Raw genomic sequence first — 11,937 nt, 5'->3', positions numbered from 1 at the left:
CCAGGATCAACCCTGGTTAGAGCACTCTCCCAAAAAATACATTTTTCTCAAAACTGTCCCGCCTTAAATTGGTAGTCTATCCAATGAAGGGTTGCTTTCTCCTTAATGAAATCACTTGTGTTGGGAGGTTAGAGGAAGCAAAAGATTTTTTAGATATTTTTCAAACGTGCCCGACCGTGCTATAGTTAAAAACTGTTGATTCAATATGGGTCGGTGCCCGAGTGGTTAATGGGGGCGGACTGTAAATCCGCTGGCTATGCCTACGCTGGTTCGAATCCAGCCCGGCCCATTGAGTCAGTTGCCCGTGTAGCTCAGCGGTAGAGCGCACCCTTGGTAAGGGTGAGGTCACGAGTTCAATTCTCGTCATGGGCTTTATTCAAAGATCAGGGGGCAAAGGAGCCAGAGAGATGACGGGATGCTTCATTTCTCCAAGACTCTCTGAGGAACCCATTGCCACGACACAGACTCGGTGGCTTTGGTTTGAGAATGAAGGTCGTGCCAGAAAACAGTTGCGGGGCATGGCTTTCACACCCAGTCTTGAGAACTAACGAACCTGAAGGGATCAGAGAAAGAGTGATCCAGGGGAAACGACGTCCCACAAAATCTCACAAACTCGCGAACAATGTCTGTGACCCCCATGCCTATCCGCGGTTGGGTAAGGGGTGAAGGTGCCTCGGCTATTGATTTCTAGGGCGTCGTTGCCGTATGCAGGCAATGCACTAAATTTGCAGCTCTAGCAGCCCTTGATACCAGAGCCCCTCAGGGCTGATGTTGAAGCTGCAAGCGTAAACTTCTAATCCTTGGGCGATCGCGCTTCGCAGTAGTTGACCATACAGAGGATCGGCGCAATCTCCGGGTGCAAAGGCTGTACAGTCTCCCCGGTTAACGAAATACAGCATGCTGACCCTGGCAGAAGGCAACATTGCCACAAGCTCCCGAATATGCTTTTGCCCGCGCGTGGTCACCGTATCGGGAAAAAGTGCCAAAGTCTTCTCCGCCCAGGTGGTATTTTTGACTTCAACGTAGATGGAGGGATCCTTGCTAGAGGTGAGGAGGAAATCCACGCGGCTACGCTCCTGACCATAGGGAACTTCCATTTTTAATTCTTCGTACTGAGCCAGGGGGGCAAGAACCCGCTCGGTCAGCAAACGGTGGACAACGCGATTGGGGAGATGCGTGTTAACCCCAACCCAGGTGGGGGGGCTGTCGACTTGAATTAACTCCCAGCTGTACTTGAGTTTCCGCTTTGGATTGTGACTCTCAGAAACCATCACAGGTTGACCGGGGATGCAAATGCCGGTCATGGGTCCGGTGTTCGGGCAGTGAGCCGTGATTAAGGTCCCGTCCTCTAGCTCAATATCGGCAAAAAAACGCTTGTATCGCTTGATTAGAGTTCCTGGTATCAGGGGGGGGTAGGGATAGAACCATGCAGCCATTAGGGCAGGTTGGGGTTGGGATTGGGCAGGGCGCAGCAGTTAACGTCCTCCAGGCAAACTTTTCCCCACTGCAAGGCCCAGCGAACCAGAGCAACCCGATTTTCAGTGGCGGTTTTCGTTAGAATGTTGCTGATATGGTTGTCCACCGTGCGCTTGCTGATTTCTAGCTGCTTGGAAATTTGCTCGTTTGTCAACCCAGCTGCAACCAGCTCTAAGACTTGAATCTCTCGATCTGACAGAGCTTGAAGCTTATGGTCTGGGGACTTTTCGAGAGCCATGCGCCTAATGTGTAACTGTATAAATACTCAGTGCCTATCCCTCATTGTACGGAGTTGGGCAGCAGAATGCTACTGTATCCTTTTGAAGGAATCCTCCCAAGCCTGGGATGGAGCGCAAGACCTGGGAAGGGCTGGCTTGGGCTAAGACGTCAAAATTCGGGCGTCTAGAGCAATGTTTAGGGCAATAGGGATGAGACTTGCGGGGGGTGAGACTTGATGATCTTCAGGGGCGCTTGGATTCAAATATGGTCAACCCAAAGCTATGCAGAATACCGCAATGCGATCGCTGTCAGTACAATGCCTTCAGCGAGTATCTAGTTTGTGCGCTCCATCCTGGCGGTCCCGATGGAGCGCCCTGTCAGGATTTCGAGCCCTGGCCAGCGGGACTGGGGGAGTTTCCAGACCTGGGCTACCCTGAAGCAGGTCTAGAAGTCCACGCCTCTGCCCTATCGCGGCTCTCGCTCTTGGAGCAGCTTGAACAAATTGAATCCCATCCGATGTTTTCTGGGCATTGTCCCCAATGCGGTCACAAGTTAGGCCATGGTCCTCGCCTCACCTGGAACTGTGATCGCTGCGGTTGGGAAGATAGTTTGACTGCTTCGCCCTAGGAGATCGCCATTGCGCCAACTTCACGGGGATAAATGAGCCAGCGTTTCTGCAAGGGCTGAATCAGGGCCGGAACCAGTTGGGAAATTTCGCTAATGGGGTAGAGCTGCTGTTGAGCCCGAAGCTTAATCCCACGCTGATAGTGGGTGTAGCCCCGCATGGTGGATTCCTGGATACCTGCGTAATAGGGTGGCGCTAGTCCCAGGGTTGTGAGTTGCCGGTGCACTGCCTTCAGGCGCTGATCACCCCCCTCCGGATCCAGGTGGCTAATATCCTGTGCTTTGAACAGGTTGCGATCGCGGTAGCGCTGGCAAAGATCGCGCAAAATGGGATCGGCCGCGTAGCACCATCGCTGCAGGTGATAGGTGAATACAATATCGTCAGCGGCCAGGTATTCCTCCAGGGTCAGGTGGGGCGATCGCGCAAGCCAGGCATATAGAGTCTCGTCTACCTCCAGAGGATGGCCTGAGGCGACTAGGGCTGCTGCCCGACGAAAGGCCTGGCGTAGCCCCCAAGCAGCCGCAATATTTTTGGGATGATTGTACACTTGGGCATACATGAAGTAGCGCACGATTAAATAATGCTCAATCGCAGCTAGCCCTTTGCGGGCGACCACGAGCTCTTGACTGTCTGGATCGTAATCTAGGGCCAGTAAAATTCTGTCCAGATCCAGATGGCCGTAGGACGCCCCGGTAAAGTAGCTGTCGCGCATGAGATAATCCAGGCGATCGCAGTCCAATTGGCTAGTGACGAGCTGACTCAGGATGGGGACGTTCAGGGCCTTCGAGTACAGCCGGACTAGCTGGCGGGTCAAGTGAGGAGAAAATTGATCTAGGAGCGACTGGAGCAGCGGTGATTCCATCAAGATGCGCTGTGTCCAGGCCTCGTGATGGGTTTGAAAAATTTCCTCCGCTGTATGGCTAAAGGGTCCATGGCCTAGGTCATGGAGCAGCGCCCCACAGAGCACTAAGGCCCGATATTGCTGAAGATGGGGGTGGCGATCGCTCAGCCTGGCAAACGCCCGGCGAGCAATAAACATCGTGCCGAGGGAATGGGTAAAGCGCGAACCCTCCGCTCCGTGAAAGGTCAAGCTGGCAACGCCCAGCTGTCGGATTCGTCTTAACCGCTGAAACTCAGGGGTATCAATCAGTTGAATTAACAGCGCTTCGACTGGATCGTCAAATCTCAACGTGATTGCGCCATGGAGCGGGTCATGATAGCTTCGTTCCGCAGCCATGGCCTAGCTTAAATGAGCCCTGAGTGTACTCACCGCAATTTGATACTGTGGATCGTCCGGGGTGCCAAACTGACTGGGCAACAGACCTTCTGCTTTAACCTCAATGTCAGGGATGATGCCCACCTTGTTGATGTTCTGATGATTGGGCGTTTCGTATTTTGCAATGGTCACAGCCATCCCTGAACCGTCAGGGAGATCAAATAAGGATTGGATAGACCCCTTGCCAAAGGTCGTTTCTCCCACCAAGGTGGCTCGTTCATTATCCTGCAGGGCGCCCGCTAAGATTTCGCTCGCGCTGGCGCTTCCGCCATTGACGAGAACCACCAGGGGGGCATGGGTTCGGGCTTCCTGAGTTGCTGAAAAACTGTTCAGCATACTGTGGCGATCAATGCTATAGACGATGATGGCTGGATCCAGCCAGTATCGAGCGATTTCCACCCCAGCTTGCAGTAGCCCTCCAGGATTATTTCGTAAATCCAGAATGTAGCCCCGGACCTGCTGCTTCTCCATCTGGTCAATGGCCTCGCGCATTTTTGGGGCAGCGTTGGCATTAAATTGATTGAGCTGAATATAGGCCAGTGATCCCCCCTCGGGTAGGGTGCGCAGATCGGTCTGGACGGGATGCAGCTCAATGCGATCGCGTCGAATGGACACCTTGGAAACGTGACTAGCCTGGGAATCGCTGCCGGTCTGAATCGTCAAAACAACGGTGGTTCCTGAAGTCCCCCGCATGAGCTCCGCTGCTTCATCCAAACTCATTTGAGTGGCATCTTGCCCATCAATGGCCAGGATAATGTCGTGAGCCTTTAACCCCGCCTGAGCCGCTGGCGATCCCACAATGGGAGAAAGAACCTCCAACTGTCCCGTTTCTGGATTAGTGATCACCTGAAGTCCCACGCCAGAAAGCTCCCCAGCCGTACTAGTGCGCAAGCTGCGGTATTGAGCCGGACGCAGAAAGCGCGTAAAGGGATCCTCCAAACTTCCCAGGAGGTCCTGAATCGCACTGTAAGCCGCTTCCCGATTGGCAAAGGGTTTCTTGAGGGCCTTTTCCCTTAATGCCCACCAGTTTTGATGGTTAAAGGTCTCATCAACGTAAGCCTGATTGACCACTCGCCAGGCATCATTGAACAACTTTTGGTCTTCTGTCATCGCCTGGGCCGCGGGCAAAAATCCCAATCCCAAACAAATCTGCACCAAAAGAATCAAAGTAATTTGTAATAATTTGCGTTTCATCGGGAATTTGTGCAAAATTTAGCCCTTGTTAGCCCCGTCTTCCAACGAGAGGCTGATGGCTCTGGACTCAGGACAACCTTGGCTACGCGCCTCCAAGATCGAGATCTTTTTTAAAAAAGAGCTGCGTGAAGTCAGCGCTGCATCTGGGGCACTGCTTTACACTGTAATACCTAGACCCCTTGCCGTGATGAATTGCTCTTCACCGAGGATGCCTGCCTGTGCTTCCCGGCCTGAGGCCCACCCCTGAAAACATTCAGAATCTGGGGGTAAAGCCAGCAGTTTATCCTGATTTTGGGGTGACTGAGATTGCTGTAACCCCTCTATTTGTAAAGATTATTGCGAAACCCCAGAAATCCTGCCCCGTTCCCCCGCTGCATATTAAGACTGTGTTACATTCTTTTAATAGACGAGCAACGCAATTTCAGGATTACGGCTTCATGTTCACGAAACAGGTAACTGATTCAAAGGTCTATCAGTGGTTCCAGGAGCGCCTTGAAATTCAGGCGATCTCTGATGATATCTCCAGTAAGTATGTGCCTCCCCATGTCAATATTTTTTACTGCATCGGGGGGATTACGCTGGTTTGCTTCATCATTCAGTTTGCAACCGGCTTTGCAATGACGTTTTACTACAAACCCACCGTTGCTGAAGCTTATAACTCCATTCAGTACATCATGAACGAGGTGAATTTCGGATGGTTGATCCGTTCGGTTCACCGCTGGTCTGCCAGCATGATGGTTCTGATGATGATTCTCCATGTCTTCCGCGTTTACCTAACCGGTGGATTTAAGCGACCCCGTGAGTTGACCTGGGTGACCGGTGTTACCATGGCGGTTATTACCGTCACCTTTGGCGTAACTGGATATTCTCTTCCTTGGGACCAGGTCGGATATTGGGCCGTAAAAATTGTTTCTGGTGTTCCTGAAGCAATTCCAGTGGTGGGCGGCACGATTGTCGAGTTCTTGAGAGGTGGGACAAGCGTGGGACAAGCGACCTTAACTCGCTTTTACAGCCTGCACACCTTCGTTCTTCCTTGGTTGATTGCGGTCTTTATGCTGCTTCACTTTTTGATGATTCGTAAGCAAGGCATTTCTGGTCCATTGTAAGCAGAAAATAGAGGTTAATCCATGGCAAAAGTCTTAAAAAAACCCGATTTAAGCGACCCAAAGCTCCGCGCAAAGCTCAAAATGGGCATGGGTCACAATTACTACGGTGAGCCAGCCTGGCCCAACGATTTGCTGTACACCTTCCCCATTGTGATCATGGGCACCATTGCACTCATTGTGGGTCTGGCGGTGCTTGACCCTGCAATGGTAGGTGAACCTGCAAATCCATTTGCCACTCCGCTAGAAATCTTGCCAGAGTGGTATTTATATCCTGTTTTTCAAATTTTACGTGTTGTGCCAAACAAGTTACTTGGCATCGCACTCCAAACCCTCATTCCGCTGGGGTTGATGCTGATTCCCTTCATTGAAAGCGTCAACAAGTTCCAAAATCCGTTTCGTCGTCCTGTGGCGATGAGCGTCTTCCTGTTCGGGACTGCTGTCACGCTCTGGCTTGGCATTGGAGCAACTTTCCCCATTGATAAGTCTCTGACCCTGGGACTCTTCTAGGGCTATCCAATTTCATCTGAAGATCACGGGCGGGGGGAGCTTCCCCCCGTTTTTTATTTGTCTGAATGGATTGTGGATTGCCCCCTTGGGTTAGAACAAATCGCTCTGTTGCACAATCTTCAGGATTTGTTGGGCGGCTGTCCCGTCCCCAAAGGGATTGATGGCGCTGGCCATGGTTTCGTAGGCTTGGGAGTCTGTTAACAATGTCGAAGTGTGCTCCACAATGCTTTCTGTCCTGGTCCCCACAAGCTTGGCAGTGCCAGCCTCAATGGCCTCGGGACGTTCAGTATTTTCACGCAAGACGAGAACCGGTTTTCCTAGGCTAGGAGCCTCCTCCTGTAATCCACCTGAGTCGGTTAATAGCAGCGTACAGCGTTGAATGGCTCCCACCAACTCCCCGTAATCCAATGGCTCGGTGAGAAAAGCCCTGGGGTGAGCGGCGAGTTTGGCGCTGAGGGGCTCTCGAACCACAGGATTACGGTGCAGGGGCAATAGGAGTTTTACATCGGGAAAGGTTTCTAGAATTTCCAGAAATGCTGCGCCAATCTCCTCTAGAGGGGGGCCCCAGTTTTCCCGCCGATGGACGGTGGCGAGGATTGTCCGACCCTGATGCCAATCCAGGTGGGGAATGTTGCAGACAGGATTGAGCTGGGCAACTGATAACAGGGCATCAATCACGGTGTTGCCTGTGCAGTATACGCGGTTGACGATCCCGAAACGCTGGAGATTGTTCAGGGCGGTTGAGGTCGGCGCAAAGTGGAAGTGGGCAATCTGAGAAATCAGTCGGCGATTGGCTTCTTCGGGATAGGGATTGAACAGGTTATCCGTGCGCAGGCCTGCCTCGACGTGGCCCACCGGAATTTTTTGGTAAAAGGCTGCTAGCGCGGCAGCAAAAGCGGTGGTGGTGTCTCCCTGAACTAAAACTAGATGGGGCGATAGTTCCTGAAATAAAGACTCCAGTCCTTGGAGACTTCCACAGGTGATTTCAGTTAAAGTTTGCTTGGGTTTCATGATGGCTAAATCATGATCCGCAGTGAGTTGAAATAAACCCATAACCTGCTCGACCATCTCACGGTGTTGACCGGTCAAGATAACCTGAGTCTGACAGTGGGGATCATCCTGAAATGCTTTAATTACGGGGGCAAGCTTAATGGCCTCTGGTCGAGTTCCCAACGTAATGCAAACTTTGATAGCAGGGTAGGACATATTGGACTAGCATCGGTGTGCTGAATAACACTAGCTTAAAATTTAACCTGGTGGGTAGTTCTCCCCCCTTGATCTGGTGGCACAAAAAATGCCGCCTGTAGAGGCGGCATTTCTTACACCATGCATAATTTCGAGAGTTGTTTAATGGAGTAAATTCACAAGTCGCAGTGTGATGACGAAGAACTTAAGCCGGGTGGCCCTAAAAATTAAAGGGTGCGATCGCAGGTCAAGGGACATGCAGCATACACCGGCTGGTTAGACTCATTGTTGTTGGCATCCAGCCACCGGAGCCAGCTTACCTGATCCGGCCGGATTCCACGTACCGATAAAAAGGCTGCACCAAACAGAATTCCAACAACATTAATCAGTAGTAGACTGCCCGCCACCACAAGCACTGAGCTCATGGGAATTACAGCTTGCAAAACGACGGCTCCCAAAGCCCCTAGGGTTGCCATGATAGCAACGATTGGGAAGCCCACTACGAACCAAGATACTGTCAATGCAAAGGTCCAAATCAAAAAACTTTTAACGATGACTAAGAAATCATACTTATCGGTTCTAACTTGAGGAGCTTGGGCAACTGTCATATTATTCCTCCCGCGCATCAATAAAGATAGCTGTTGTGATGAGTTGCTAAAGTAGTGAATCAAGTTTTTTTAGTATAAGGAATACCCCTTGCATACCTGAAGAAGTTGTTAACAAAATTTACAGGCCAGGATTTTACGGCCTCCAAAAGGAGGATCTGCTTCACTTCTCTAGGATCAGGTCTGGCAAGAATGGTTTGCGGTTTGATTGTTTTTTCTCTGACTTGTCCTATTTACGCAGTGATCCCCTGAGGAATCGGGTTTGCCGGGGCCTGGTTGTAATGCTGTCGGTGACCCCATTTCACGACGAAGCTGCAATACAAGTTTATAAAAGCGGGGGGATTTTCTCAGAATAATGGCTCCGTATTTTCTCTCAAAGGTCTCAGACGATACCCCTTTTATATCAAGGGGATCAAATGGATGGGTCCGGCAATATCCCAAAAAGGGGCGCGGACTCCACTGGTCTCCCTCCATCGTTAAACTTGGGTCGTCATCGGTCCATACTGATCTCAGAAGCTACTGGCTGCAAGCGGTAATATTATGTGATCTGCTGCTCCGTTTCTGGTCTGTCTGATGATATAGCGTTCTAAAGCGTCATAAATTATGAACAACGAACCTCGCGCTCCCCTCTCTGTTCCACCTCCACCGCCCATTTCAAGCGCCTTCCCGCAACAAAATAGAGCGGAGAATACGGAGCTTGTCTTCTTTCCAGAGGAGGCCGTGGATGAGGTGTTGTCGGTTCCCCATTCCGCGCCTGAGGAGAGCCCAACGTCGCTTAAAACTGAAGCGCTTCAGGCAGGGGCGGATCCATCTCCATCAGTCTTCGGGCCGCAAACGGCTCCGATTCCGCCCTCCGTCGATGAGTTGTCGGCCATTGGCACTCAGCCATTGATGCCCTCTTTGGGGACCCAGCCTGTGCCTCAACTGCCAACACTCGTGCCCCCTGCCGATCAGCAGCTCACTCAGCAGATTTCTGAGACCACTCCTATTTCAACAACCCGTACCCTGGCGCCGCCTCGGGCTCCACGACAGCCAAAGAACGGAGTAACCATTGAAAAACTGGTTCTAGAGGCTTTTAACAGCGGTTTTTCTGATATTCACCTGGGGGTTGGGGAGCGTCCTCGCTTCCGCGATCGCGGTCAGATGGTTGTGGGTAAGCATCCCATCACCGATCTGGAGACCTTTGACTGTTGGCTGGAAGAAATTTTAGATCCGCAGCAGATTCAGCGATTCCGTGAAACTCTGGAATTTGACGGAGCAACCCAGTACGAAGGAGTTGCGCGGGTGCGAATCAATATTTTCATCTCGCTGCATGGCCCAGCTATGGTTATGCGTTTGATTCCGCTGCGCATCTTGACCTTAGAGGAACTCAATCTTCCCCTTGTGTTTCAGGATCTGTGCCATTATCACAAGGGGTTAATCTTAGTAACGGGACCCACCGGATCTGGAAAATCTACCACCCTGGCGGCGATGGTGGATCACATTAATGGAAATATGCCCAAGCATATTATTTCCATTGAGGACCCGATTGAATTTGTTCATAAAAGCCGTAAGTCTCTGATTCGACAGCGGGAAGTCGGAATTCACACCCACAAGTTCGACAATGCCCTTAAAGCTTCTCTGCGAGAGGATCCAGATGTGATCCTGATTGGGGAGATGCGCGATCGAGAAACAGTGAATACAGCCCTCAAAGCGGCTCAGACTGGTCACCTGGTGTTTGGAACCTTGCACACGAACAGTGCCGTCAAAACTATTGAGCGGATTTTGAACCTATATAATCCTGAAGAGCAAGGGCCAATGCGGATGCAGGTTGCAGAGTCTTTGGTCGGCGTGATTTCCCAGTCACTGGTGCGAACCACTGATGGAAAGCGAGCGGCCATTCACGAAATCATGATTAATACCGATGCGGTCAAGGACTACATTCTGCGAGGGGATGTTGAGGAAATTGAAGCACTGATTCCAGAATGCACCTACGATGGCATGGTCACGATGAACCAGTGCCTCTATCGGCTTTACGAAGAAGGGCGCATTGATGAGGAAACCGCTCTAGAGGCGTCCCCCAAGCCCAACGAAATGGCCCAAATTTTAAGAGGCCGTATATAGCCCTGTCTATAGGTGTAAGGTCTGGCCAGGTGCTAAATGGCCAGTCTGAGATCAAGCGAGTCTTTATCCAGGATAAAGACTCGCTTTGCCTTTAAGCGCACCCTGGGCTAAGAAAGGCTTAAAAACTTAGAAAAATTTCCTCGAGCGATAACAAGATTCGATAGAGTGGAAATTCAGGCGCGATTGAGCGCCCAAAAGCATATTGCGAAGGAGCGTGATCCAATGAATAGCTGTGTATTCATGGCAGAAGTGGTGAAGGCACCAGAACTGCGATACACCCAAGACGGTCAGATGGCGATCGCAGAAATGATGGTTCACATTGACCCTCTCCGTGCTGATGATCCTAAATCTCCGCTGAAAGTGGTGGCTTGGGGAAACCTGGGTCAGCAGGTTCAGGAGCAGGTGAGGGAGGGTGACACGGTCATTCTAGAAGGTCGGCTTGCCATGAACACCATTGATCGCCCAGAAGGCTATAAGGAAAAGGTCGCGGAGATGACGATCTCTAGGCTGCATCCGGTTGGGGCCGGGATGTCCTTATCAGGAGGGAGCAGCAGTGGCCTGCCGTCCTCCACCCAATCTAAACCCGTGGGTCCGTCCCCGGCATCTGCCTCCCCAGCCACCGTCGTTCCAGCCATGCCTAGTCCCCCCCCCGCCGTTGAAACTGACTTTGATGATATTCCCTTCTAACAGCCATGAGTTGAGCTTAAGTCTGACAATTTCTGGGGACAGGAGGGCTTGACAGGGCGAGAGGGTTAAGGGCTGCTGCGTTGTGGGTGTGAGGTGCAATGTATTCTTACCTAAAGGGTCAAGTCATAGGTTGGCAATCCCCCCAGAGTCACCGCCAGCTGCTGACGCTCGAAGTGAACTCAATTGGCTACGATCTCTGGGTAACGGCTCGATTTGTGCAGACTCTCCCCGCCCTTGGGGAGGTGTGCCAGGTATTTACCCATTTACAGGTGCGAGACGATCAGTGGCTTCTGTACGGTTTTGGGAGCGCGGCGGAGCGAGATTTATTTCGACAGTTAACCAGCGTGAGCGGTATTGGATCGCAGCTTGCCTTGGGACTTCTTGATACTCTCCCCATGCCCGATCTCGTGCAGGCCATTGTCTCGGGCAATACACGGCTTCTCAGTCAAGCTCCGGGAGTTGGCAAGAAAACAGCTGAGCGTATTGCCCTTGAGTTAAAAGCAAAGCTCTCCGATTGGCGTGACCGGTCTGGATTGATAACTCAACCGAGTGCGGGACCCGTGGGCGCTGTGCTGGAAGAGGTGGAGATGACCCTGCTGGCTTTGGGCTATTCCAGCCAAGAGGTTATGCAAGCTTTAAGGACGGTGGGACAGACCCAAGCCCTGGCCAAGCAGGAGGATGCAGGGGCCTGGCTGCGGGAGGCCATTGCCTGGCTCAGTCAGCAGGAATAGGGTACTACAGAGCGTTTTGATGCTCGGTATCGTCCTCGGGCCCAGGCAACTATGACGGGCAACTATGAGCAGCGAAAGCGAATCTGATGCTGCTCCAGGTAGCGGCATAGCCAGTCCTTAATGCGGTAAGTGGCCAAACAATCGTCGTAGTTGGTCAGTGCAATAAGAATTGTTAATGAGAATACCTGAAACGCTGTTCTTGCAATAGCTTAAGCAGAATGAG

At 51.7% G+C, this 11,937-nt stretch carries 12 protein-coding genes and 2 tRNA genes; 8 read left to right on the top strand and 6 right to left on the bottom strand.

Annotated features, from left to right (window positions below):
- Positions 1-207 precede the first annotated feature (207 nt).
- A tRNA-Tyr gene (locus QQ91_RS20210) sits at positions 208-289 on the top strand.
- Between the two features lie 11 nt (positions 290-300).
- A tRNA-Thr gene (locus QQ91_RS20205) sits at positions 301-372 on the top strand.
- A gap of 347 nt (positions 373-719) precedes the next feature.
- Here the strand turns inward: QQ91_RS20205 and sfsA are convergent.
- A complete protein-coding gene (gene sfsA / locus QQ91_RS20200; RefSeq protein ID WP_166283592.1) occupies positions 720-1,436 on the bottom strand; it encodes a DNA/RNA nuclease SfsA in 717 nt (238 codons plus the stop codon).
- The gene (pedR, locus tag QQ91_RS20195; RefSeq protein ID WP_166283590.1) at positions 1,436-1,714 is read right to left on the bottom strand and encodes a photosynthetic electron transport-dependent transcriptional regulator PedR; all 279 of its coding nucleotides are present in this window, start codon (positions 1,712-1,714) and stop codon (positions 1,436-1,438) included. Before pedR ends, sfsA begins: the two co-directional genes overlap by 1 nt.
- 245 nt (positions 1,715-1,959) lie before the next feature.
- On the opposite strand from pedR, the gene QQ91_RS20190 reads away from it, so the two are divergent.
- The gene (locus tag QQ91_RS20190; protein ID WP_166283588.1) at positions 1,960-2,322 is read left to right on the top strand and encodes a hypothetical protein; all 363 of its coding nucleotides are present in this window, start codon (positions 1,960-1,962) and stop codon (positions 2,320-2,322) included.
- Here QQ91_RS20190 and QQ91_RS20185 read toward each other — a convergent pair.
- Positions 2,319-3,557, bottom strand: a complete 1,239-nt coding sequence (locus QQ91_RS20185; RefSeq protein WP_166283586.1) for an HD domain-containing protein — start codon at positions 3,555-3,557, stop codon at positions 2,319-2,321. The genes QQ91_RS20190 and QQ91_RS20185 overlap by 4 nt on opposite strands.
- A gap of 3 nt (positions 3,558-3,560) precedes the next feature.
- Positions 3,561-4,790, bottom strand: coding sequence for a S41 family peptidase (locus QQ91_RS20180; RefSeq protein WP_166283584.1), 1,230 nt, complete (start codon positions 4,788-4,790; stop codon positions 3,561-3,563).
- 437 nt (positions 4,791-5,227) lie between these two features.
- Between QQ91_RS20180 and petB the strand changes: the two genes are divergently transcribed.
- Both petB and petD read left to right on the top strand, forming a co-directional pair.
- Entirely contained in the window at positions 5,228-5,896 is a 669-nt protein-coding gene (petB, locus tag QQ91_RS20175) for a cytochrome b6 (protein WP_166283596.1), read from the top strand.
- Between the two features lie 21 nt (positions 5,897-5,917).
- The gene (gene petD, locus QQ91_RS20170; protein WP_166283573.1) at positions 5,918-6,403 is read left to right on the top strand and encodes a cytochrome b6-f complex subunit IV; all 486 of its coding nucleotides are present in this window, start codon (positions 5,918-5,920) and stop codon (positions 6,401-6,403) included.
- Positions 6,404-6,493: 90 nt separating this feature from the next.
- Here petD and wecB read toward each other — a convergent pair whose 3' ends face one another.
- Together wecB and QQ91_RS20160 are read right to left on the bottom strand one after the other, a co-directional pair.
- Entirely contained in the window at positions 6,494-7,609 is a 1,116-nt protein-coding gene (gene wecB, locus QQ91_RS20165; protein WP_166283549.1) for a non-hydrolyzing UDP-N-acetylglucosamine 2-epimerase, read from the bottom strand.
- Between the two features lie 206 nt (positions 7,610-7,815).
- Positions 7,816-8,196: a hypothetical protein gene (locus tag QQ91_RS20160; RefSeq protein ID WP_166283526.1), complete on the bottom strand. Its 381-nt coding sequence runs from the start codon at positions 8,194-8,196 to the stop codon at positions 7,816-7,818.
- Positions 8,197-8,796: 600 nt separating this feature from the next.
- Between QQ91_RS20160 and QQ91_RS20155 the strand changes: the two genes are divergently transcribed.
- The 3 genes from QQ91_RS20155 (at position 8,797) to ruvA (ending at position 11,714) form a co-directional block, all read left to right on the top strand.
- Positions 8,797-10,296: a type IV pilus twitching motility protein PilT gene (locus QQ91_RS20155; RefSeq protein WP_236096237.1), complete on the top strand. Its 1,500-nt coding sequence runs from the start codon at positions 8,797-8,799 to the stop codon at positions 10,294-10,296.
- Between the two features lie 222 nt (positions 10,297-10,518).
- Complete coding sequence (locus QQ91_RS20150; protein ID WP_166283524.1) at positions 10,519-10,983, top strand: single-stranded DNA-binding protein; 465 nt, start codon at positions 10,519-10,521, stop codon at positions 10,981-10,983.
- A 98-nt stretch (positions 10,984-11,081) separates the two neighbouring features.
- A complete protein-coding gene (gene ruvA, locus QQ91_RS20145) occupies positions 11,082-11,714 on the top strand; it encodes a Holliday junction branch migration protein RuvA (RefSeq protein WP_166283522.1) in 633 nt (210 codons plus the stop codon).
- Positions 11,715-11,937 lie beyond the last annotated feature (223 nt).

The organism is Lyngbya confervoides BDU141951 (assembly GCF_000817775.3).
Taxonomy (GTDB): Bacteria; Cyanobacteriota; Cyanobacteriia; order Thermosynechococcales; family Thermosynechococcaceae; genus Lyngbya; species Lyngbya confervoides.
Note: the sequence above shows the minus strand (reverse complement) of the source record. Positions and strands in the feature narration are given on the sequence as shown.